Source organism: Hymenobacter sp. HSC-4F20, assembly GCF_019599275.1.
Taxonomy (GTDB): Bacteria; Bacteroidota; Bacteroidia; order Cytophagales; family Hymenobacteraceae; genus Hymenobacter.
In genome coordinates this window covers 62,781-88,681 of sequence record NZ_JAHZTD010000006.1, presented here as the reverse complement: position 1 = coordinate 88,681, position 25,901 = coordinate 62,781, and the positions used below count along the sequence as shown (strand labels likewise).

The window sequence follows — 25,901 nt, the reverse complement described above, 5'->3', positions numbered from 1 at the left end:
CCAGGTAGTGGCCGTGCAACTACCCCGTACCGAGTGGCTGCCGATTACCTTGCTGGCCGTGTTGCACAGCGGAGCCGCCTACCTGCCCGTCGACCTTACCTACCCCCAGGAGCGCATCGACTACATCCTGCAGGACAGTGGCTGCGACGTGCTTATTACGGAAGCATGGCTTGCCGCTTACCAGCAGCAGGCCCCGGCCGCCGGGGTACCGGCTGCTACCCCCGCTCTTGCAGCCGAGGCACTAGCCTATATCATCTATACCTCGGGCTCTACGGGCAAGCCCAAAGGCGTCATGATTTCGCATCAGAATGTGTCCTTGTTCGTGCAGTGGGCGCTGGATGAGTTTGCGGCCTCTGCCTTTGAGGTGGTGTACGCCGTTACGTCTCACTGCTTTGACCTTTCCGTCTTTGAGTTTTTCTTCAGCTGGGCCGCCGGCAAAACGGTCCGGATTCTGCCCTCCGGCCTGCACATTGCCGATGCCATTGCCGCCGACCGTGGCGTACTTATCAACACGGTACCCTCGGTGGTGCAGCACTTGCTTAAAGACAGCTCTTTCCCCTGGGAAAATGTGGCCGTACTGAACATGGCCGGCGAGGCCGTACCCCAGCACTTCAAGAGCGCCCTGGACTACACCAGCCTAGAGATACGCAACCTGTACGGGCCCTCCGAAACCACCACCTACAGCACCTGCTACCGCTTTACTGCTGAGGATGAAAGCATCACCATCGGCCGGCCCATTCGCAATACGCGCATCTACGTTCTCGATGAGTTTCAGCAGTTGGTGCCCACTGGCCTCGATGGGGAGCTGTACATTGCCGGGGCGGGCGTAACGCTGGGCTACAAAAACAAAACAGCCTTAACGCAGGAGCGCTACCTACCCGATTTGCTGGAGCCCGAGCAGAAAATGTACAAAACCGGCGACCTGGGCCACTGGACCGAGGACGGCCAGCTGGTGTACGCCGGGCGGAAAGATGACCAAGTGAAGCTCCGGGGTTTCCGCATTGAGCTGGGCGAAATTGAAACGGCCCTGGAAGAAGCCGCCGGCGTCCGCAAAGCCGTGGTACAAGTACGCCAGTCGGCCAGCAAGGGAGCCCAGCTGGTGGCCTATATAGCCGCCGCCCAGGCCCTGGAAGAAGAACAGCTACGGCAGCAGCTGAAGCAGCGCTTGCCCGCCTATATGCTGCCCGACGTGTACGTCAGCCTGCCAGCCCTACCCCTGACGCCCAACGGCAAGGTGGACAAGGCGGCCCTGCCCTGGGAGGAAAGCTTCCTGGCCTCTTCCCCCAAGACTACCCTAGCGCCGCGTACCCCTCTGGAAACGCAGCTCCATGCGCTGTGGGGCGAGGTGCTGGGCGAAGGATTCCAGTTCGGGGTGGAAGATAACTTCTTTGAAATCGGGGGCAACAGCCTGCACGCGGCCCGGCTGCACTCCCTGCTCAAGCAGCGCCTGGGCCTGCACAAGGGCATCCGGTTTGTGCTGGAAAATACCACCATTGCCGCGCAGGCGCGGCTGCTACCCGCCGCGGCCACCGGGCCGGAAACGGAAATTCCGGCGGCACCGGTTCAGGCTACCTACCCCGTTAGCAGCTTTCAGGAGCACCTGTGGCTGCTGAGCAACAACGCCGAAGCCGCGCAGGCCTACCACGTACAGGGCGGCCTGGAGCTACACGGTACTCTGGATGCGCCGCTGCTGGAGCAAGCCTTCCGCCAACTGATTGAGCGGCACGAGCTGCTGCGGTCGGTTTTCGAAGAAACCGCGGCGGGCGACGTGCACCAGCGCGTGCTGCTGCCGGAGCAGGTAACGTTCCGCCTGCCCGTCGTAACCGCCGCAGAAGGGCCTGCCCTGGAAGCCCTGATCCAACAGCACGAGCAGGCTGCCTTTGATTTGAGCACCGACCTGCCGATTCGGGCCACGCTGGTGCACCTGGGAGCCAGCCGCTACTACTTACTGTATTGCCTGCACCACATTGTCTGTGATGGGTGGGCGCTCAAGATAATGGAAAGGGAGCTGATGCAGGCTTATCTGCAGCTCCAGGGGCAGCAGGTGGCGGCCGTGCCCCGCCTTTCCATTCAATACAAAGATTACGTTCACTGGCAGCAGAAGCAGGATTTCAGCCCAGCAGAAGCCTACTGGAAAACCAAGCTGGCCGCCCCGCTGCCCTTGCTGGAGCTGCCCCTGGACCAGCAGCGGCCCCACAAGAAAACCTACCGCGGGCACAGCATCAGCCGTACCCTGCCCGCCGCTACCGTGCAGCCGTTGAAAGCTGCCGCGCTGGCAGCCAATACCACCGTGTTTACGGGGTTGCTGGCGGCGCTTAAGCTCCTGCTATGGCGCTATAGCGGCCAAACCGATCTGATTCTGGGCGTGGCCGTGGCCGGGCGGGAGCACGCTCAGCTCCAGGACCAGATTGGCCCCTACCTGAACACGCTGCCCCTGCGCAGCCAGGTGCAGGCCACGGACACGTTTCCGCAGCTGCTGGCTCAGGTACGCCAAACGCTGCTGGAGGCCTACGAGCACCAGAGCTATCCTTTCGCCCGGATAGTGGACCTGGTAGCCGCGCCCCTGGAAGCGGGCCATTCTCCCCTGTTCGACATACTGGTGGTGTACCAGAACCAGGCCAGCGCCGGTATCGGCGGGCCGGCCGAGGGCCTCGCGCCGGCCGGCGTCAGGGTGGCCCCGCTGCCGGAGCGCAGCTTCAGCGTGAGCCCCCTGGACATGACCTTTATCTTCCAGGACACCCCCCAGGGCCTGGAGCTGCGGGCTGAGTACAACGCCGATGTATACTCCGAAGCCTACATGCAGCGCCTGCTCACCAACTACGCCCACCTGCTGTCCTCCCTGGCGCAGCAGCCCCAGCAGCCCCTCCATAGTCACGACTTCATTGCTCCCGCGGAGCGACACTGGCTGCTGGAAACTACTACCCACGATGTGCGGCCCTACCCCGAGGCCTCGCTGGTAACTCTGTTTGAAGCCCAGGCCGCCGCCACGCCGGCCCACACGGCCTTGATTGCGGGCCGCCGCCGGCTCACCTACGAGCAGCTCAACCAGCAGGCCAACCAGTTTGCCCACCACCTGCGCCAGGCCCACGGCGTGGAGTCCGGCACCACTGTCTGCCTGCAGATGCACCGCTCCGAGCGCCTGCTCGTTGCCATGCTGGGTATTCTGAAGGCCGGCGGCGCCTACGTGCCCGTCGACCACAGCTACCCCGCCGAGCGGAAGCAGTACATCCTCTCCGACAGCGCCTGTGCCCTGACGGCCGACGATGCGTTTTTTGAGGAGTTTCTGGCTCTGCAGCCGCGCTACGCGGTGCACAACCCGGGCCTGACCATCAGCCCGGAGCAGCTTTGCTACGTCATTTACACCTCGGGCTCCACGGGTAACCCCAAGGGCGTGATGGTGCGGCACCGCAACGTGGTGCCCCTGGTCAAAAACACCAACTACCTTTCCCTGCAGCCCTCCGATGTGGTGCTGCAGTGGTCAAACTTCGCCTTCGACGGGGCCGTGTTCGACATCTTTGGGGCCCTGCTGAACGGGGCCACGCTGGTAGTGCTGGCCGGCTCCGAGGTAGCCTCCATCGACGCCATCAAGGCCCGGATTCACGAGCACCAGGTGTCGGTACTGTTCATTACCACGGCCCTGTTCAACCTCATCGTCGACGCCGACATTACCACGTTCCAGCCCTTGCGCAAGCTGCTCTTCGGCGGCGAGCTGGTGTCCAAGCACCACGTGCGCCGGGCCGCCGAGTACCTGGGCCCCGGGCGCCTGCTGCACATGTACGGCCCCACGGAAACCACCGTGTACGCTACCTTCCACGCCGTGGACGAAGTGCGGGAATCGGACCTGACGGTGCCCATCGGCATTCCACTTACCAACGACACCCTGTACATCCTCGACGAGGGCCTGCGGCTCTTGCCCCGCGGGGCCAGCGGGGAAATCTGCCTGGGCGGCGCCGGCGTGAGCCTGGGCTACCTCAACGACGCGGAGAAAACAGCCGCCAAGTTTGTGCCCAACCCCTACAAGGCCGGCGAGCTGCTTTACCGCACCGGCGACCTGGGCCGGTGGCAGGAAAACGAGGCGGTGGCTTTCATGGGCCGCATTGATTTTCAGGTCAAGATCCGGGGCCACCGCGTGGAGTTGGCCGAAATTGAGTACTACCTCAGCCTCTGGGACGAAATTACCGACGGCGTGGTACGGCTCAACGAAGATGCCCGCGGCGACAAGTACCTGTGCGCCTACGTGGTAGGCAGCATCCGCGACGAGCAGGCCTTGCGCGCCTACCTGCTACAAACCCTGCCCGAGTACATGGTGCCTACCTGCTTCGTGTCACTGGACAAGCTGCCCATCAACGCCAACGGCAAAGTCGACCGGCAAGCCTTGCCCGTGCCCGCTCATGTGGCCGCCGGCCCTGAGGTGGCCCGGGTGGCCCCCCGCAACGGCGTGGAAAAGCAGCTCTGGCACCTGTGGGAGAAAGTGCTGGGTCGCAAGGACTTTGGGGTAGAGGAAAAATTCTCGGAAGTAGGCGGACACAGCCTCAAGGCCAGCCGGCTGCTGGCCGAAATCCGCAAAACCCTGCAGGCCGATATTGCCCTGGCCCAGCTGCTGCACTCCTCCATTGCCGAGCAGGCGGCCCAGCTGCACCGCGCCGAAAAAGTAACCTTCCAGCCCATTACCCGCGCCCCCTGGCAGAAAAGCTACCCGCTCAGCACCCAGCAGCTGGGCATCTTCGCCGCCGACTGGCAGCACAGCGGCAGCGAGTACCTGATCAGCGGTGGCATGTCGCTGAAGGGAGAGTTGCAGCCCGAGTGCTTCCGGCAGGCCGCCGCCCTGCTGCTGGACCAGCACGACATTCTGCGCACCGTGTACCGCCCCGACGCCACCGGCGAAATCCGCCAGTGGGTGCTCAGCGCCATCACCGTGGAGCAGGTATGGACCTACCAGGACCTTTCGGACCGGCCCGAGCCGGCCGCGGAAATGGCCCGCAGCTGCCAGGCTCTGCAGGCTACCGTGCTGGATTTGCAGGCGGGGCCGTTGTTCAAGCTGGCCCTGTTCAAGCTGGCTCCCACCGAGTACGCCCTCCACTACTTCCTGCACCACATCGTCAGCGACGGCTGGGGGCTGGAAGTACTGCGCGAGGAGCTGCTGCACGCCTACCTGCTGACCCTGCAGGGCAAGCCCAAAGTGCAGGAGGAAATTCAGTATAAGGACTATGCCAGCTGGCAGCAGCAGGAGCTGGGGGCCGACTCGCTGCCCCTCTACGAGCAGTACTGGCGCGAGCAGTTCCGCCAGGAGCCCGAGCTGCTGACCTTGCCCTTCGCCGGCAGCGGCGACCCAGACAGTGCCGAACCCGGGCTAATAACCACCGAATTGGCCCCCAGGCTGTTGCAAGACCTGCAGCAGCTGGCGGTGGCCACCAACAGCAGCGTGTTCTCCGTGGCCCTGACGAGCCTGAACCTGTTGCTATACTCCTACACGGGCCAGCGCGACATCACCATCCGCAGCCCCTTTGCCGGGCGCCTGCACGCCGACCTGGACCGCGTAATCGGGTGCTTTGCCGACTCCGTACTGCTGCGCACCCAGCTGCACGAGCATCAGTCGTTGCAGCAGCTGCTGGAGCAGGTGCACGCCGTGGTGGCCGCTACCTATCAGTACCAGCTCTATCCCACTACGTTACTGCACGAATTGCTGCAGCAACTACACGGCATTGATCTGGGCGATTTGACCAAAGTATCGATCAACTACCTGAATATCGATATCAGAAATAATCAGCGTGAGAATACGGCCTTAGATACCGTGCAATTAGAGATTGGTGTATTACCCGAGCAGGAAGCGAAAAGTAAGTACGACCTTAATTTCATATTCCACGAAAGCGGTGGCACACTGGTGCTCCACCTGGAATATAACCCCGGCAAAATAGGGGTAGCCTTGGCCCGGGAGCTGCACCAGCGGCTACTGGACATCCTGCAGCAGCTGCTCACCGCGCCGGCTCTGCTGCTGCCGGAGCTGGCCCGCACTTACCAGCCCGCCGGGCTGCCGGCCCTCCACGAGTTGGCGCTGCAGGATGTGGACGACGAGTTCTAGGCCGCTCCGGCGCCCGAAAACCGCCGCCTGGCCCGCACCTGCTACCTGCCTTTCCCTACCTGAATCTACCCATCATCACTACCCGCCGCCCCGGCCTTCTTCCTTTCCCCGCCAGTGCTACTATGAAGCAGATTATCCATACCCTCTTTGAGCAACAAGCCCTCGACGCGCCGGCCCGCACGGCCGTACGGCACGGCTCCCAGACGCTGACCTACGGGCAGCTGCAGCAGCAGGTAAATGCCGTGGCTGGCGCCTGCCTGCAGCTGGAGCCTACGGAGCGGGGGGTAGTGCTGGTGCTGCTGCCCAAGCAGCCGGCCGTGGCAGCCGCGCTGCTGGGCGTGTTCAAGGCGGGGAAGGTGTATTTGCCCGTAAGCTGGCAGCTGGGCGACAACACCTGGCGCAAAATCTGGCAGGACATCCGGCCCCAGCTCATTCTGACCCTAGTCGCGGAGCTGCCCCGGCTGGAGGCCCTGCTGCAGCGCCTGCAGGCCGAGGCCCCGCGCCAACTGCTGGCCCTGGACGAGCAGCAGCAGCTAACCTACTATACCTGGCAGCAGGGGCGCTACGTGCGGCAAGCCCTGATCCTGGCCCCGGCGCCGGCCCACGAGGTAGCCATTGCCCCCACCGATACCTGCTACCTGTTTTTTAGCTCCGGCACCACAGGCGCGCCCAAGGTAATTGAGGGCGTGCAGCGCAGCCTGAGCCACTTCATCCACTGGATAACCAAGGAGTTTGCCTACACCGAAGACTTCCGGGTGTCGCAGCTGGCGGCCCTGACGTTTGACGCCTCCCTGCGCGACATTCTGGGCCCGCTGGTCACCGGGGGCACGCTCTGCATTCCTCCGCCCGACATCATGAGCAACGTGCGGGGCCTGCTGCAGTGGCTGCAGCAGGAGCGCATCACCCTCATGTGCACGGTGCCCTCGGTGTTCCGGGCCATGATTCAGGAGGTAGAGGAAAGCGGGAAAGGGGCCTACTCGTTTCCCGACCTGCGCTTCTGCCTGCTGGCCGGCGAAACGCTCTATAACAAAGACGTGTACCGCTGGCAGAAAAACACGGGCACGGGCACGGAGCTGGTCAACCTCTACGGCACCACAGAAAGCACCATGCTCAAATCCTTCCACCGGATTGGGGCCGCTTCGGGCAAAATGTCGGACCGGGTCAGCGTGGGCAAGCCCATTGCCAACACCCTGCTTCTGCTCATCAACGCCGAGGGCAAGCTCTGCGCCGTCGGGGAAGAGGGCGACGTGTACATCAAAACGCCTTTCCTGACCAAGGGCTACTACCGCGACCCGCAGGCCACCGCCGCCGTGTACGTACCCAACCCCCTGACCCAGAGCCCCACGGACCTCGTCTACAAAACCGGCGATGTGGCCAAGTACCTGCCCGATGGCACTATTACTCTTATCGGCCGCAAGGACGGGCAGGTAAAGCTGCGCGGCATTCGGGTGGATGTGGCGGGGGTAGAGGCCGGCATTTTGCAGCACAAGGACGTGCAGCAGGTGAAGTGCCGGGTGCGGGAAACGCCCGCCGGCGACCAGTACCTGGTGTGCTACTACGCCGCCCACACCCCGCTCAGCGAAGAGGCCCTGCGCGCCTACTGCCAGGAGCACCTCAACGCCTATGAAGTGCCGGACTACCTCGTGGGCCTGGAAGCGTTTCCCATCAACGGCCACGGCAAGGTTGACCTGGCCGCCCTGCCCGACCCACTGGCCGCGCCGGCACCCAGCGCTACGCCCGCGCCGGAAATCCTTAGCCCCACCGAGCAGCAGCTCCGCGCCATCTGGCAGCAACTGCTGCAGGTAGAGCCCATCAGCGCCACCGACAACTTCTTTAAAATTGGCGGCAACAGCCTGAAAGCCATTCAGCTGGGGGCTAGCATCACGCGCACTATGCACTTGGAGTTGGGCGTGGGTGGCATCCGGCAATTGTTCAAGGCGCCTACCCTGCGCAAGTTTGCCGAGTACCTGGATGAACTGCTGCTGGCCCAGACCCGGGCCCTTGGCCCCATCCAGCCCGCCGCCCCCCAGCCGGCCTACCCCCTGTCGTTTGCCCAGCAGCAGATCTGGCTGGCGAGTCAGACGCAGGCCGGGCAGCAGGCGTACAACATGGCCCAGGCTTACCACCTACGCGGCCCCCTGCAGCCTGAGCTGCTGGCCCAGGCCCTGCAGGCCGTGGTAGCCCGCCACGAGTCGCTGCGCACCTCCTTCCACGAGGCGGGTGGCCAGATAACCCAACGGATTCACTCCACCCCAGCCGCTGCGGTGGCTCTGCAGTTCGTGGACGCCTCCGGGGCCGCCAGCCCCGGAGCGCAGGCTGAGGCCCTGATTGCCGACCTCACCGATACCATCTTCGACCTGACCACGCCGGCTCTGCTGAAGCTACTGCTGGTAGCCCTGGGGCCGGAGGAGTACGCTCTGGGCTTTGTAATGCATCACATTGTGGGTGACAGCTGGTCGGGGCAGATACTGGTGCGTGAGCTGCTGGAGTGCTACCAGCAGCTGGCGGCCGGTGCTACCTGGACCAAGGCCCCCCTGGCCATTCACTACAAGGATTACGCGGTGGATGAGCAGGCGCGCTGGCAGGGCGAAGGCCTGCAGCAGCTCCAGGCCTTCTGGCAAAACCACCTGGGCCGGAAACTGCCCGTGCTGGCTCTGCCCACCGACTGGCCCCGCACGGAGCAGAAGTCGTCGGAGGGCCGCCGCTACGAGTTTACCCTGGCCCCCGACCTGCTGGCCACGCTGCAGCAGGTAGCCGCCGCCCACGAGGTAAGCCTGTTTGCCCTGCTGCTGAGCGCCTACTACTTGGTGCTCAACCGCTACTCCACCGACCAGGAAATTATTGTGGGCGTGCCGGTAGCCGTGCGCAGCCGCAGCGAGCTGGTGGACCAGATTGGCGTGTACGTGAACACGCTGGCCCTGAAAGCCCACATCGACGAGGCCCTGACGCTGGGGCAGTTCCTGGCCCAGGTACAGCAGGTGCTGCTGGACGGGTACGCCCACCAGGAGTACCCCTTCCAGGAAGTGGTTCGCCACTACGCCCCCGCCCGGGATGCCAAGCACAGCGCCGTCTTCGATGTAGCCATCAACATGCTTACCAGCGCCCCAGCCGCGCCGGCGGCCACCGGCTCATTGCAGGTAGCCGACTGGGACCGGGTGCACACCCAGAGCAAGTTCGACCTGACCCTGTACGTGTACGATAACCCGGAGCAGGGCGGGCGGCCCTTCATCGAGTACAAAACGGCGCTTTTCAAGCCCCAGACTATTGAGCGCTTCGCCGACCGGCTGGTGAGTCTGCTCGGCCGGTTCGCGGCCCACACGGAGCAGCCCCTGCGCCACCTGCTCACGGAGCGGGTGACGCTCCCGGCGCTGAAAAAGGCCCTTCCGCGCCCCGCCCTGGCCCAGTAAGCGCCCTCGGCTACCCCCCTTTTCTACCCCACAATACAGCCTGCACGCCCTGAGCGCGGCGCGGGAGGGGCTGCTGCTGCCCATTCCGCGCCGTTCGCCCGCCTTACGATGTACACCCCCACAACTAGTAAACAGGATATAATGAATACCACTTTATCACTTTCTTATCATCAGGAGCGTCTGTGGTTTATTGACACCTTTGAAAAAGGGAAGTTATACGAGGCCAGTCCTGTTTACCACAACCTGCCCCTGCTGTTGCAAATTGATGGCCCCCTCGACCCGGAGTGCCTGCGCGCGGCGGTGGCCTACCTGGTGGGCCGCCACGAGGTGTTGCGCTGCCAGTTGCAGGAAGGCGAGTTTCCGGCCCTGACGGTAGCAGCTACCCTACCCGTGCCCCTGGAGCAGCGCCCCCTGCCCGAGGTAGGGCCGGCGGGCGTGGCGGCGGCCCTGCGGCCCCACGTGCAGGAGCCCTTCGACCTGCAAAGCGGGGTGCTGCACCGCACTACCCTCTTCACCAACGGGCAGCAGCAGCACTACCTGCTGTGGGTGTTCCACCACTTCATCGTCGATCGGTTCTCGGTGCAGGTGCTGTTTGAGGAGCTGACCACCGTGTACCAGCAGCTGGCCCAGGGCGCCGCCCCGGAACTGGCCCCGCTGGAGCTGCAGTACGTCGACTACGCCCTCTGGCAGAAAGAATTCCCGGAGGAAACCGTGGAGTCGCTGCTGTTTTACTGGAAGCACGAGCTGAAAGGCAACGTGCAGGCCCTGGAAATTGCCACCGACGCCCCGCGCGACCATATCCACCTCTACGACGGGCAGACCTACAATTTCCGCGTGCCGGCCCCCCTGGCCCAGCAGCTGCAGGCTCTGGGCGCCGCCCACGGCCACTCCGGCAAAGAGGTGCTGCTCACGGCCTTTCTGGTGCTGCTGCACCACTATTCCGGGCTGGAAGAGGTGGTAGTCGGTACCTTCGGCGATAACCACCGCCAGCACCTGGGGCCAGCCGCCGGACCGGCCGACAACCTGTTGGTTATCCGTAGCTTCCTGGATAGGCAGCAGCACTTCCCGGAGCTGTTGGGCCAGGTGGCCGGCAAGCTGGAGCAGGCCCTGGCCTACCAGGAACTGCCCTTCGAGCAGCTCTGCACCTTGCTGAACCCGGCTAAGGACATGAGCCGCACGGCCTTTTTCGACGTGCTCTTTCACTACGAGGCTGCTACCCCGGCCCGGGCCGCGGCCGGCGCTACCTGGACCTACCAGGAAACCAACTCCGGTCTGGGCAAGTACGATCTGAACCTGCTTTTCAAGGAAGATGCCGCCGGGGAGCTGGGGGGCTACCTCACCTTCAACCAGCGCTACTTCGATCCAACCACTGTTGCCGCCTTCTGCGAGAACCTGCTCTACTGGCTAAGCCAGCTCAGTGCCTCCCCGGAGCAGCTCCTGGCCCGACTTCCCTACCTGGCCCCGGCCCAAGAAGCAGCTCTGGCCGCTGCCCTCGACTTTACAGCCGTAGCCTTCCCCACGGAGGAAAACCTGGTGAGCCTGTTTGCCTGCCAGGCCCAGGCCGTGCCCGACAATACAGCTGTCGTGTTCTACGAGGAGCAGCTTTCCTACGCCGCCCTCCACGAGTACAGCACCCAGTTTGCCGCCTACCTGCAGGAGCACCACCAGGTCCACAACGAGGACTTCGTGTCGGTGTGCCTGCCCCGCTCCGGCCACCTGATTGGGGTGATGCTGGGCATTCTGAAAGCCGGCGGCTGCTACATTCCCGTGGACCCGGGCTACCCCCGGGAGCGGATCGACTACATCGTGGCCGACTCGCGCAGCAAGGTGCTCGTGGACCAGGCCGTGCTGGACGAGTTCCTGAGCCGGCGCGCTGAGCTGCCGACCCAGGTGAGCCCCGTGGCTATTGCTCCGGAGCAGCTGGCCTATGTCATCTACACCTCGGGCACCACGGGGCGGCCCAAGGGCGTCAAGGTGTCGCACCGCAACGTGGTGCGCCTGCTCTTCAACGAGCAGAACCTCTTCGACTTCCACGATCAGGACGTGTGGACCATGTTCCACTCCTACTGCTTCGACTTTTCGGTGTGGGAGATGTACGGCGCCCTGCTCTACGGGGGCAAGCTGGTGGTGGTGCCCGAGATAGTGGCCAAAGACACGGAGCTGTTCTGGCAGCTGCTGGTGGAGCAGCGCGTGACGGTGCTCAACCAGACGCCCTCGGCCTTCTACCGCCTCATTCACACCGACGCTACCCAGCAAGGAGCTACCCTGCCGGCCCTGCGCTACGTCATCTTCGGGGGCGAGGCGCTGGCCCCTCTGCAGCTGAAGGACTGGGCCGTGAAGTATCCCCGCACCCAGCTGATTAACATGTACGGCATCACGGAAACCACCGTGCACGTGACCTACAAGCAAATCAACCAGCCGGAAATTGAAAGCGGCATCAGCAACATCGGCCAGCCCATCCCAACGCTGGGCTGTTACATCCTGAGCCAGGACCAGCAGCCCGTGCCGCGCGGGGTAGTGGGGGAGCTCTATGTGGCCGGCGAAGGGGTAGCCCACGGCTACCTCAACCAGGAGCAGCTCACGGCCCAGCGCTTCGTGGAGCTGCCCGTGGCCCCGGGCCGGTGCCTGTACCGCTCCGGTGACCTGGCCCGCATCACGCTCAGCGGCGACCTGGAGTACCTGGGTCGCATCGACAACCAAGTGAAAATCCGGGGGCACCGCATTGAGCTGGGTGAAATCGAGAACAACCTGCTCAAGCACGAGCAAGTGGAAACGGCCGTGGTAGTGGCCCTCAAAGACGAGGACGGAGACAACTTCCTGGTGGCCTACTATACCGGCGAGGACACGCTCAGCGCCAAGGAGCTACGGCTGTATGTGCAGCTGCACGTGCCGCCCTACATGGTGCCAGCCTACTTCGTGCGCGTGCCCACCATTCCGCTCACTTTTAACGGCAAGGTAGACCGCAGCAAGCTGCCTAACCCCAAGGCGTACGTGGAGGATGAAACCACCCTGTACGTGGCCCCCCGCACGGGCGTAGAGCAGGAAATGGTGGCTATCTGGCAGGAGCTGCTGGGCCTGCCCAAGGTTAGCGTGAAGGACAACTTCTTCGACCTGGGCGGGCACAGCCTCAAGGCCACCCAGCTGATTTCGCGCATTAGTGAGCGGCTGGGGGCTACCCTGCGCCTGAGCGAGATTTTCGCCCACCCTGTGCTGGAGGAGCTAACCCAGATGCTGGAGCTGCAAACGGCTGCCCCTACCTCCTGGGTAATCCTGCCCCGGGCCGGCGAGCAGCCCAGCTACCCCCTGTCGGCTGCCCAGAAGCGCCTGTGGGTGCTGCAGCAGATGCAGCCCGAGTCTACGGCCTACAACATGTCCAGCGCCTACCTGCTGCCGGCCCCCCTGGACCCGGCCCTGCTCCAGGACGCCTTAGGCCAGCTGCTGGAGCGCCACGAGATACTGCGCACCGTGTTCCGCAAAGACGAGTACGAGCAGGTGGCGCAGTGGGTGCTGCCGGCTCTGGCCGCCGGGGAGGTGTTCACCTATTACCCGGAGGCGCTGCCCCTGGAGGAGGTAGCGGCCCGCTTCCGGACTGAGGCCCTGCGCCCCTTCGACCTGGCCACCGCCCCGCTGCTGAAAATTGCTCTCTACAAAACCGAGGAGGCCCAGTACGCCCTGGGCTACGTGATGCACCACATCATTAGTGATGGGTGGTCTATGAACGTGTTCTTCACCGAACTGCTGGCCCTCTACCACGGGCTGCTCCGCCAGCAGGCCGTGCCGCTGCCGGCCCTGCCATTCCAGTATAAAGACTACGCTGCGTGGCAGCAGCAGCAGCTGGCGCAGGGGCTGCTGGCCCAACAGGGCGCCTACTGGCAGGAGCAGTTTCGTGGCGGCTGGCCCCGCCTCGACCTGATCGGGCAGAAGCCCCGGCCCGCCGTCAAGACCTCAGCCGGCGCCCTGGCCGAGTTTACTGTGGCGGCTCCCCAGCTCCAGGCCCTGGAGCAGCTGTGCCACAGCTTGGGTGGGTCTCTGTTCATGGGTCTGTTCACTTTGGTCAACGCCCTGGTAGCCCGCCACACCGCCCTCACCGACGTGGTACTGGGCGTGCCCACGGCCGGCCGTGAGTTCGTCAGCATCGAAAAGCAGATTGGCTGCTACATCAACACGCTGGCCCTGCGCACCCGCTTCAGCCCCGACGATACCCTGGCCCAGCTCTTCGAGAACGTAAAGCAGACCGTGCTGGCCGGGTTCGAGCACCAGAGCTACCCCTTCGACAAGCTGGTGGATGATTTGCGCCTCAAGCGCGACGTGAGCCGCTCGCCCCTCTTCGACATGATGGTGGTGCTGCAAAACACCCAAGACGTGAACGTGGCCGCCGGCTCCGGCCTGGAAACCGGCCCCGAGCTGGCTGCCCGGCCGCTCACCTACACCGGGGAGAACAGCAAGTTCGACCTGACCTGGTTCTTTGTAGAAACCGAGAAAAAGGAGCTGCTACTGCGCCTGGAGTACAATACGGACCTCTACGAGGCGGCCACTATGGAGCAGCTGGCCGGCCACTTTACTACCCTGCTTCACCTCTTCCTGGAGCACGCCGGCCAGCCCTTGCGTGCGCTGGAGCTGGATCCGGCCACCGAGTGGGCCGGGCTGGCTGCCCGCCCCGCCGCGGCGCTGGAGCACGCTGGCCTGTTTGCCACCCCCGAGCCTCAGCCAGAGCGCCGGGAGGCGGCTGTGGGGCCGAAGGAGGCCCGGCTGCTGGCCGTCTGGCAGGACGTGCTGGGCCTGGAAACCATCAGCCGCACCGATGACTTCTTTGCCCTCGGCGGCGACTCCATCAAAGCCATTCAATTGGTAGCCAAGCTTAAAAAGCACCAGCTGCACCTGAGCGTGGCCGAGGTGATGCAGCACGCTACCCTGCAGGAAATGGCAGCCGTGCTGCGCGCCGACCAGATGGAGATAGAAGAGGAAACCGTGCGCGGCGTGGTGCCCCTGAGCCCCATCCAGCAATACTTCTTCTCGGCCATGACCACCGCGCCGGCTCACTACAACCAGTCGGTGGTGCTGCACAGCGCTACTCCCCTCGACCTGAACCGGCTGACGGCGGTGCTCCACACCCTCACTGAGCGCCACGACATGCTGCGCGCCGTGTACCACCAGGAAAATGGAACGTGGGTGCAGCAGGTGCGTCCTCATCAGGACAGCGCCCTGGAAGTGCACCACTTCCGCGACGTTACCCTGGCCGAAAACCTGGCCACCGTGGAGGCCCTCTCGGACAAAGCCCAGGCCAGCTTCGACCTGACCACTGGCCCCTTGTTCAAGTGCGTGCTCTACCAGCACCAGGACCAGGATACGGTGCTGCTCTGCGCCCACCACTTGCTGGTTGATGGCGTTTCCTGGCGGATTCTGCTGGAAGACTTTGAGGCCCTCTACACCCAGTCAGAGCAGGCGGCGCCGGCCCTGCCGAAAACGCACTCCTACCGCAAATGGGTGCAGCACCTGCAGGCCCTGGCCGACTCGGCTCTGCTGCAGGATGCGGGGGCCCGCTGGCAGGCCGTGGAGCAGCAGCTCACGGTGCTGCCCAAGGACGCGCCCCAGGCTCCAAATCAGGAACAGGATGCCGTGCAAGTGCACCTGCAGCTAAGCGCCCACCAGACCCAAGTGCTCAGCCAGGCCGCGCACCGCGTGCTCAAGGCCGATGTGCAGGACCTGCTTGTGGCCGCCCTCGGCCAGAGCCTGCAGGCCTGCTTCGGGGTAGCGCAGCCGGGCCTGATGCTGGAAAACCACGGCCGCAGCAGCGTTATGTCCCTGGATTTGAGCCGCACGGTGGGCTGGTTTACGGCCCTGTTCCCGGTGGTGCTGCCCCCCAGCCAGCCCGACAAGCTGCGCTACCTGATGGAAGTAAAGGAAGCCCTGCGGGAATACGGGGGCGTGAGCAGCCACTACGGCATCTGGCGCTACCTGGGTGGCGGCCAGTCGGCCGCCGCACCGTCGGCCGATATCTGCTTCAACTACCTGGGCCAGTTTCAGGCCTCGGCCACTACTGACCGGGAAACCACGTTTACTCTCTCCACGGAAGGCAAGGGTACCGAACGGGCCGCCCAGCAGTCCCGCTTGTTTGCCCTGGAAGCCACAGCGGCCATTGCCGGCCAGGAGCTGCAGCTTTCCCTGCGTTACGGCGCCCGGCAGTACCAGCCCGCCACCATGCAGCGCCTGCTGGCCCAGTGGCACGAGCAGCTGCTGCAGTTGGCAGCGGCCTGCGAGGCGGCGGAAACCCAGTTCCTGACGGCCAGCGACGTAACGGCCCAGGACGTGGACATGACGGCCTTACTGCAGCTGCAGCAGCAGTGCGCTGTGGAGGACGCCTACCCCCTGAGCCCCATGCAACAGGGCTTCTACTACTACCACGCCCGCTACCCGGGCTCCACGGCCTACTTCGAGCAAACGCGCTACCGCCTGCAAGGGCCCCTGCAACCGGCCCTGGTGGCCGAGGCCCTGCAGCAGCTGGCCCGCCGCCACGCCGTGATGCGCACCATCTTCCGCGACAACCTGGGCGCCGAGGTGCTGCAGGTGGTGCTGGCCGACCGGCTGCCGGAAGGAGGCTTCCTGGACTTGCTGGAGGAAGAAGCCCCGGAGCCCATTCTGGACCACTACGCCGAGCAGGACCGGGCCCGCGGTTTCGACCTGCAGCGGGAGCTACCCATTCGCTGGCACCTATTTCGCCTGCAGCCCGAGGTGTTTGAGCTGGTGTTGAGCTACCACCACATCATCATGGACGGCTGGTGCATGCCCCTGATTCTGCACGAGTTCCAGGCCCTGTACCAGGCCCTGAGCCAGCAGGTGCCGGCGGCCCTGCCCGCTTCCCCACCTTACGTCGACTACATTCAGTGGCTGGATACCTACCCCGAGGCCGCGGGCAAGGAATACTGGCGGCAGTACCTCTCCGGCTACGTGGGCGGCGCCGGCATGAGCCGCGCGGAAGAAGACACCCACGAGCTGGTACGGGACTTAGCCACCGTCGAGCTGACCCTGGCCGGGACCGAGTTCCAGGAGCTCCAACAAGTTACCCGCGAAACGGGCACTACCCTCAACGAGTTGCTGCAAGCGTTGTGGGGCGTGTACCTGGGCAGCCGCAGCCAGCGTCAGGATGTGGTCTTCGGCACGGTGGTATCGGGCCGGCCAGCGGAGCTGCCTGGGGTGGAGGCGATGGTGGGGCTGTTCATCAACACCCTGCCCGTGCGGGTGCGCTTCCAGCGTGAGGAGTCCCTGCGCCAGGTGATGGAGCGGGTGCGCGAGCAGGCCATTGCTTCCCTGCCCTACCACTACACGCCCCTCAGCGACATGCCCCACGGCCGCGCCGCCGGCGGTGCCCTGTTCGACCACTTGATGGTGTTCCGCAACTACCCCATGCAAGAGCCTGAGCAGGCACCTTGGGAGTTGCTCCACGTCAAGTCCTATGAGCCCAACAACCTGGACTTTTCCATTCACGTGCTGCCCAACCCCGGCAGCCTGACAATTCGCTTCGTGTACCTGCCGGGCAAGTTTAGCAGCGCCGAGATGCAGCAGCTGCGCGACACCTTCGCGGGCTTAGTGCAGCAGTTCCGCTGCCAGCCCGAGGTCAGCGTGGCCGCCCTGCAGCAGCGCCTGGAAACCCAGCGCAGCGCCCAGCGCAAGTCCAGCGTGAAGCAGCGCCTGGTATCCCTGAAGAAATAGTAAAAACCCGGGGCCGGTCGGCTCGCCTCCCCGGGGCTGCCGGCCGCCGGACTTCCCCCTGTATGCTACCTGTTATCAACAGCCTTTTGCGAAAGCAGGGGCACAACCATCCCTACAATGCGCACTAGAGAATTAAAAGGAGCACTTAGCAAAGCCAAAACGGTATCGGCCCACATGGTGAGCCTACTGGAAGATGTGGTGCAGGAATCCTTCCTGCCCGGCACCGCCGCGCCGGTAGTCCTTACTTGCACTATTCCGGGCGTGGACCTGGGCGGCTGGATGCAGGAGAACAAGCCCCTGGTGGGGCGCTACCTCAACCAGTACGGCGGCATTCTCTTCCGCAACTTCGGGGTCAGCACGGTGCCGCGCTTCAAGCAGTTCGTGGATCAGCTGGAACTCAACGCCCTGGAGTACAAGATGCGCTCCTCGCCCCGCCACGAGGTAGGCGACAAAATCTACCACACTACCACCCACCCGGCCGACCAGACGATCAACATGCACAGCGAGTCGTCGTACGCCAGCTCCTGGCCCATGCGGGTGATTTTCTGCTGCGTGACGCCCGCCGCCGAGCAGGGCGAAACCCCCATTGCCGATACGCGCCAAGTGCTGGCCGGCCTCAGCCCGGCGCTGCGGCAGAAGTTCGAGCAGCTCGGGGTGATGTACACCCGCAACCTGTCGCAGAAGCTGGGCCTGCCCTGGCAGGAAGTGTTCCAGACCGCCGACAAGGCCGAGGTGGAGGAAATATGCCGGCAAAGCGACATGGAGTTTGCGTGGCAGGGCGAGGAAAAGCTGGTGACGCGCTGGCGCAAGAAGGCCATTTATACCCACCCGGAAACCGGAGAGCAAACCTGGTTCAACCACGCCTTTTTCTTCAACAAATACACCCTGGACGAAGACCTGCTCAGCATTCTGGGCCAGGACAACCTGCCCTTTGATACCTGCTTCGGCGACGGCTCCGAAATCAGCCGGGCGGAGGTAGAGGAAATCGGCCAGGCCTACCAGAACGCCCTGATTGTGTTTCCCTGGGAGAAGGGTGACGTGCTCTTCCTCGACAACATGCTCATGGCCCACGGCCGCATGCCCTTTAAAGGAGAGCGCCAGATTCTGGTGTCGCTGCTGGAGCCCATGGAAGACTAGGCCCGGGCCAGTAGTAGCTAGTGATTTTATCGTATCCGCGGCCCGCTACCTGCCGCGCCCGGCCCGGGCTGCCCCTGCGGCCGCCCCGCTGCAGCCAGGAAGAGTTGAGGAAGAGTTGAGAAATAGCAGGGTAGCGTGCTTTTAGCCAAGTAGTTGTATTCAGAGGCCCAGAGTGCCGGCCGCCACGGCCGCCCTCCTGCTGCCGTCCTTATCACCACCCCTTATGGAACAGAATTCCCTTACCCTCCAAGGCTACTCCCTGGCGCCGGCGCAGGCCAGAACCTGGGACAGCATCAGCCAGGTGCAGCAGGCCGGTACGTGGGCCACTGCCGAGCTAAACGGCACCATCGCCAGTGAAAAAGTACAGCGCATTCTGCAGCAGGTAGTGCAGCGGCACAACAGCCTGGCCATGTACTTCGGCCGTTCCTCGGCCCTGCACTACCCCCTGCAGCAGCCCCAGCAAGCCGCTACCCTCGCCTGCGCCACCCACGACTGGCAGGACCAGGATGCGGCCGCCCAGCAGCAGCTGCTGGCTTCCCTGCAGACCGACTGGGCCGCCCCCGTGGCCCTGAATACCCCGGTGCGGGCCGCCCTTATTCAGCTGGCACCTACCCGTACCCTGCTCTGGTTGCGGGCTCACCCCTTGCAGGCCGATGCGGCCAGCCTGCACGTGCTGCTGCAGGAGGTAGCGGCCCTCTGCAACGGCGCCGAGCTTACCCCCACCGAGGACGTGCTGCCCTACGAGAACTACGCCTCCTGGCAGCAGGAGCTGCTGGCCGATGCGGACACCGAGGCCCTGACGTACTGGAAGCAATACCGCCCGTATTACTTCCAGAAGCCTCTGGTCCCCTTCGAGCAGAAGGCCGGCGCCCCCCGGGCCCTGGCCCGCCGGCGCCTGGTAGCGGAGCCGGCTGTGTTCCAGGCCCTGCAAGCGCAGTGCGCCGCCCACAGCGTTTCCCTGCGCAACTTGCTGCTGTCCCTGTTCGCCCGGTTTCTGTACTCGTTTGAGCGCCCGGAACACTTTGTTATTGGCCTGCAGCGGTTTGACCGTCTCTACGACGAGTTGAAGCACGCCGTGGGCGCCATGGGCAAAACCGTGCCCCTGCTGGTGAAGGCCACCGACTTCGGGCCCGAAGCCAACCCGGCGACCCTGCTGGAGCAGCGGGAAGAAGAGCTGCTGGACTGGGAAGACTTCTTCAGCTTCGCTCACGTGGGTAAGGAAGACACCGACTTCTACTCCTACGGCTTCGGCTACCTGCCCGCGGCGGCCTTCCAGCCCCTGGGCCAGAATGTTACCGTAACGCTCACCGACCTGCACGCCGTAGCCGAGGCGCACGCCCTGCAGCTGGTGGTGCAGGAGCAGGCTACGCAGCTCGTGTTCGACTTTTACTACGCGACCAACGCCTACCCGGATCAGAGCATCGAGCTGGTAGCCGAGCAGTGGAGCACGTTCCTACGGCGCAAGCTGGCCCTCTCGCCCGCCGATCAGCTGGCGCAGTGCGCCGCGGGCCGCGCGGAGCAGTCGACGGCTATTACCCCGCAAACCGTGCTGGAGCTGTTTCAGGAGCAGGTGGCCCGCCACCCGGCGGCGGCGGCCGTAGTCTATAAGCAGACTACCCTGAGCTACGCCCAGCTGGATGCGGCCAGCACCCGGCTGGCCCATGTGTTGCGCCAGCGCTACCACATCGGGCCGGGCAGCCACGTAGCCCTGCTGCTGGGCCGCAGCCAGTGGCTGCCGATCAGCATCCTGGCCGTGCTCAAGGCCGGGGCCGCCTACGTGCCCATCGATACGGCCTACCCCGATACCCGCATCAGCCAGATCATTGAAAGCGGCCGCTGCCAGCTGGTGCTCTCTGAGGTGGCCGTGTGGAGCCAGAAGCAGCAGCTGTGCCAGCTCACGGCCCTGCTGCTGGACGAGGACGACGTGCTGGCAGGCGCTTCCACCGAGCCCCTGCCCCTACCGGCCCTCTCGGATCTGGCCTACATCATTTTCACCTCCGGCTCCACGGGCAAGCCCAAGGGCGTCATGATTCAGCACGGCAGCCTGACCAACTATGTGCAGTGGAGCAATAATTACTACTTCGCGCCCGGCGAGCGGGGCAACTGGGCCCTGTTCACCTCCATTGCCTTCGACCTGACCGTAACGGCCATCTACACCTCCCTGTGCCGGGGGCAGGTACTCTTCATCAGCGATGCCGAAAAGCACATTCTCAGCATTCTGGAAGAAGCCGTGGATGCGGAAAAGGGCCTGGCCATCGACATTCTCAAGCTCACGCCCTCGCACGTGGCCATGCTCAAGAACCTACCCCTCACCCGCAGCACGGTGAAGAAGGTGATTGTGGGCGGCGAGGCCCTGGAATGGGACCACATCCACACCCTGCGCAAGCTCAACCCCGACATCGAGATTTACAATGAGTACGGCCCCACGGAAGCCACGGTAGGCTGCGTAGTGCAAAAAGTGACCCCGCAGGATGAGCGCATCTTTATTGGGGAGCCCATTGCCAACACTACCGTGTGCGTGCTGGATGAGGCGCTGGAGTGCGTGGGCAACAGCTGCATCGGGGAGCTCTACATTGGCGGCGACTGCCTGGCCCAGGGCTACCTCCACCAGCCAGAACTAACGGCCAAGAGCTTCGTGACCCTGCCCTGGGACCCGCAGCAGCGCACCTGGTACAAAACCGGCGACCTGGTGCGCCAGAACGCCGACGGCATTTTCGACTACCTGGGGCGGGCCGATAAGCAGGTGAAAATCCGGGGCTACCGCATCGAGCCGGGCGAAATTCAGGCCGTGCTGCTGCAGGTGCCCGGGGTGTCCAACGCGCTGGTAGGCGTGCTCAAGCACGAGGAGGAAAGCTACCTGGTGGGCTACCTGCAAGCGGAAGAGCCCGTAGAGGTGGCCCGCGTGCGCAGCTACCTGGCCGAGCGCCTGCCCGCCTACATGGTGCCCATGCAGTGGCTGCAGGTAAAGGCCTTCCCGCTCACGCCCAATGGCAAAGTCGACGAGAAAGCGCTGGCCCAGCTTGCCACCGAGCAAAAGCAGGCCGAGGAGCGCCCCTACGTGGCCCCGACCACGGTGCTGGAAGCCGAGCTGCAGAAAATCTGGGAGCAGGTGCTCAAGCAGAACCCCGTCAGCGTGCAGGCCGATTTCTTTTCCCTGGGCGGCAACAGCCTGAACTTCTCCCAGCTTATTCTGCGCGTCAACCAGGCCTTTGGCAAGAAGGTTAGCTTCAGCGAGTTCTTTGACTACCTAACCGTAGAGAAGCAGGCTGCTTTCCTGGCCCAGGCCCGGCCCGAAGCTGCTGCCCGGCATATCAGCGTGGCCCCGGCCCAGGAGCGCTACCCCCTCACCCCGGCCCAGTACAGCATCTGGAAGGCCTGCCAGTCGGAGGGCAGCACGGTGGCCTACAACATGCCCTTCGTGCTCCGGCTGGAGGGCGAGCTGGACGCCACCGCCTTTGCCGGTGCCGTGGCCGCCGTGGCCGCCCGCCACGAGAGCCTGCGCACGGTGTTCCGCAAAAACGCCGACTGGACCGTAAGCCAGCAGGTGCTGCCCACCGGGCCCGTGGCCGAGCTGCTGACCCAGCAGGACCTGCGCGGCGACAACCTGAGCTCCGAAGCCCTGCAGGCCAAGGTGCTGGCCGAAATCCGCACCCCGTTCGACCTAGCCGCCGGTCCGCTCATGCGCCTTAAGCTCTGGCAGCTGGGCACCCAGGAGCACGTGCTGGTGTATACGCTGCACCACATCATCGGCGACGGCTGGTCCATGCAGGTGCTGTTCGATGAGCTGATGCAAGCTTACAACGCCCTGACGGCCGGCCAGCCCCTGCGCCTACCCCCGCTGCCCATTCAGTACAAAGATTACGCGGCCTGGCTCACGGCCTCCCTCGCCGGCGAGGAAGGCCAGCGCCTGGAGCAGTACTGGCTCAGCCAGTTTGCCGAAGCCGTGCCCGTGCTTGACCTCTCCCCCGACTTTCCACGACCAGAACACCGGACCTACGCCGGCAAAACCCTCACGGCCGACATCACCCAGGCCGAATACCAGGCCCTGCTGCAGCTGGGCGCCGCCCAGGAGGGCACCTTGTTCATGACCCTGCTGCTGGCTACCAACGTGCTGCTGCACAAGTACACGGGCCAGACCGATATGGTGATTGGGACGCCCATGGCCGGGCGGGAGCACCTGGACCTAGAAGGCCAGATCGGCCTCTACGTCAACACACTGGCCCTGCGCTCCACCTTCTCAGGCGAGCACACGGTAACCGAGCTGTACCAGCAGGTGAAGCAGCAGGTAGTGGGGGCTACTTCCCACCAGCTCTACCCCTTCGACACGCTGCTGCAGCAGCTGAACCTGCCGCTGCAGGCCGGCCGCTCGCCCCTGTTCGATGTGATGATTGTGCTCCAGAACATCGACAGCCAGCAGGCTCCGGCGATGCCCACCGGCCTGACCATCTCCCGCTTCGGCTCCGACCTAGAAAGCAGCAAGTACGACCTGTGCTTCTTCTTTGTGGAGGAGGCAGGCGCCGTGCGGGTGCACCTGGAGTACGACACGGCCCTGTTCCGCGAAGACACGGTGCAGGCCCTGCTCGGCAACCTGCGCCACCTGGCTGGCCAGCTGACCCCGGCCGCGAGCCTGCGCGACCTCAGCCTGCTGGCCTCGGCCACCGAGGCCGAAGAAGCCGACTTGTTCCTGGCCCAGATGCTGGAAATGTAGCCCCCTGGCGCCGCCAGCCCCTCCAGCTCCTCCCAGTACCCCGGTGGTGGCGGCCGGAACGCGCCGGCCGCGCCCCCTCTTCCTTCCTCTATCTCTACCCTACAGCTCCTTGAGCGTCAACCACTATGTGCGGGATAACCGGAATTTTTAGCCAGGATAAGCAACACGTCATCCCGGAAGATATTATCGTCAACATGACCCGGGCCATCAACCACCGCGGCCCGGACAGCACCAACATTCACCGGGAGCCGTACTGGGCCCTGGGGTTCAATCGCCTGAGCATCATTGATCTGGCCGGCGGCTCGCAGCCCTTCTACAGCGAGGATGAGCAGATTATCCTCATCTGCAACGGCGAGATTTTCAACTTCAAGGAGCTGCGTAGCGAGTTTATCGCCAAGGGCTACAAGTTCACGTCGGAGTGCGACGTGGAGGTAATTATTCCGCTTTACTACGAGTACGGCTACCGCCTCTTCGAGCGGCTGGTGGGTCAGTTCGCCTTCGCCCTCTTCGACAAGCGCACGGATACGCTGCTGCTGGCTCGCGACCATTTCGGCGTCTGCCCCCTGTTCTACACCGAGCAGCAGGGCCACCTGATTTTCGCCTCCGAAATCAAGGCCATCCTGGAGGTGCCCTTTGTGGAGCGCCGCATCAACATGACGGGCCTGGACCAGGTGTTTTCCTTCCCGGGGTGGGTAAGCCCCGTGACCATGTTCAAGGGCATCCATAGCCTGCGGGCCGGCAACTATCTGCTGCTGAAAAACGGCGTGTGCACCGAGCACACCTACTGGGATGCCGACTTCCCCCAGGACGGCGACCATGACCTGAGCCGCCCGGAAAAGTACTACGCCGAGCTGCTGGAAGAGAAGCTGCTCAAGTCGGTGGCCTACCGCGTGCACGCCGACGTGCCGGTGGGCTTCTACCTCAGCGGCGGCCTGGACTCGTCCCTGATTGGGTCGGTGATGAAGAAAACCCACCCCGGTTCCTCGTTCAAGTCCTTTGCTGTCACCTTCCCCCACCACGACAACAGCCAGATTGACGAGGCCGTGTACCAGCGCAAGATGGCCTCCCACCTGGGCAGTGAGCACAACGAAATTTCCTTCGACTGGCAGAACATTTCCCAGCTGCTGCGCAAAACGGTGTACTACGGCGAAACGGCCCTGAAGGAAACCTACAACACCTGCTCCATGGCCTTGTCGGCGAGCGTGCGCGACCAAGGAATCAAAGTAGTATTATCCGGGGAAGGGGCCGACGAGCTGTTCGGGGGCTACGTGGGCTACCGCCTGGACGCGGTGGGTAACCGCGCCCGCTACGACGACGACCTGACGGCCATGCTGGAGGGCCAGATGCACGAGCAGCTCTGGGGCGACGGCAACTTCTTCTACGAGAAAAACCACGTGGCTTTCCGCACCGACAAGCAGGACATCTACTCTGACGCGGTGAATGAACGGTTTGATGAGATTGACTGCCTGCGCAACTTCCCCATCAACAAGCAGCAGCTAGCCGGGCGCAACAGCTTCCATAAACGCTCCTACCTGGATTTGAAGCTGCGCCTGGCCGACCACCTCATTTCCGACCACTGCGACCGGATGTGCTTTGCCAACTCCGTGGAAGGCCGCTACCCCTTCCTGGACGTGGAGCTGTTCGAGTTCATCAAGACCATTCCGCCCCAGTACCAGATGCAGGGCCTGGCCGAAAAGTACCTGCTGCGCAAGGTAGCCGAGCAGTACGTGCCCAACGAAATAGCCTACCGCCAGAAGTTCGGCTTCGTGGCCCCAGGCAGCTGCCAGCTCATTCAGAACAAGGATGAGATGGTCATGGACCTGCTCAGCTACGACCAGATCAAGCGGCAGGGCTACTTCAACCCGGCCGTGATTGAGCGGCTGAAAAAGATGTACAGCCGCCCCGGCTTCAAGCTGAACATGCCCTTTGATAGTGACCTGCTGATTGTGGTCATCACCTTCAACCTGCTGCTGGACGTGTTCGACATGCCCAGCTACAACTAGCCGCCGCGCCGGGCGGGGCTACCCCCCGGCGCCCGGAAATCAACCTCTTTATCTAGTAGAAAAATGCAAAAGAAGAAATTAGGTATTATCGGTGGTATGGGTGCGCGGGCAGGAATGCTGCTGCTCAAGCACGTTATTGAAAAATCTCCGGCCAAAACCGACCAGGAGTTCCTGGAAATAGTGCTGCACAGCAACTCGGCCATTCCGGACCGCACCCGGGCCATCCTGTACAACGAGCCCTCCCCGCTGCCGGAACTGCTGCGCTCGGTGGAACTGCTCAACGCCCAGCAGGTTGACCTCATCGTGTCGGCCTGCGTGACCTCCTATTACTACTACGAGGCCATGCAGCACCACTCCCGGGCCCTGCTGCTGCACCCGGTGCGCCTGGTGGCCCAGCACATTCTGGCTACCTACGGCCGCCACGCCAAGGTGGGCATTCTGGCTACCAGCGGCACCATCCGCACCCGCCTGTTCCAAACCGCCCTGGAGCAGGAAGGCATTGCCTACGTAGTGCTACCCCCCACGCTGCAGGAGGAAGGCTTTATGCAGTCCGTGTACATGGAAAACGGTCTGAAATCGGCCGTGATATGCCAAGAAGCCAAGGACCGGTTCTTCTCCTGCATCCGCTACCTCAAGGAGCAGCGCGCCGACGTGGTTATCGGCGGCTGCACGGAGGTAGCCATCATGGCCGATGAGGTGGCAGCCTCCATGCCCCTGATCAACGTGCTGGAAGTGCTGGCCCAGGAAATAGTAGAGCAGAGCTACCAGGAGCTGCTGGTGCCCAGCCTGGCCTACTAACCCGCCCGGCTACCCCCACCTTGCGCCTGTGGGCGCGCCCACCTCTCCCCACCTTTCTATCG

General features: G+C 63.9%; 7 protein-coding genes. All 7 read left to right on the top strand.

Going from position 1 to position 25,901, the window contains the following annotated elements:
* Positions 1-13: 13 nt before the first annotated feature.
* The 7 genes from K3G63_RS21400 to K3G63_RS21370 all read left to right on the top strand — a co-directional run bounded on the left by K3G63_RS21400 (position 14) and on the right by K3G63_RS21370 (position 25,839).
* On the top strand, positions 14-6,079 hold the full coding sequence (locus tag K3G63_RS21400) for a non-ribosomal peptide synthetase (RefSeq protein WP_310794619.1): 6,066 nt from the start codon (positions 14-16) through the stop codon (positions 6,077-6,079).
* 122 nt (positions 6,080-6,201) lie between these two features.
* Positions 6,202-9,486, top strand: coding sequence for a condensation domain-containing protein (locus tag K3G63_RS21395; protein ID WP_220616188.1), 3,285 nt, complete (start codon positions 6,202-6,204; stop codon positions 9,484-9,486).
* Positions 9,487-9,627: 141 nt separating this feature from the next.
* A complete protein-coding gene (locus K3G63_RS21390; RefSeq protein WP_220616187.1) occupies positions 9,628-17,193 on the top strand; it encodes a non-ribosomal peptide synthetase in 7,566 nt (2,521 codons plus the stop codon).
* Between the two features lie 117 nt (positions 17,194-17,310).
* Positions 17,311-18,330 (top strand): TauD/TfdA family dioxygenase, encoded by a 1,020-nt coding sequence (locus tag K3G63_RS21385; RefSeq protein WP_220616186.1) that lies wholly within the window; start codon positions 17,311-17,313, stop codon positions 18,328-18,330.
* A gap of 223 nt (positions 18,331-18,553) precedes the next feature.
* Positions 18,554-23,038, top strand: coding sequence for a non-ribosomal peptide synthetase (locus K3G63_RS21380; protein WP_220616185.1), 4,485 nt, complete (start codon positions 18,554-18,556; stop codon positions 23,036-23,038).
* Positions 23,039-23,163: 125 nt separating this feature from the next.
* Complete coding sequence (gene asnB, locus K3G63_RS21375; protein ID WP_220616184.1) at positions 23,164-25,041, top strand: asparagine synthase (glutamine-hydrolyzing); 1,878 nt, start codon at positions 23,164-23,166, stop codon at positions 25,039-25,041.
* A gap of 63 nt (positions 25,042-25,104) precedes the next feature.
* The gene (locus tag K3G63_RS21370) at positions 25,105-25,839 is read left to right on the top strand and encodes an aspartate/glutamate racemase family protein (RefSeq protein ID WP_220616183.1); all 735 of its coding nucleotides are present in this window, start codon (positions 25,105-25,107) and stop codon (positions 25,837-25,839) included.
* Positions 25,840-25,901: the final 62 nt, after the last annotated feature.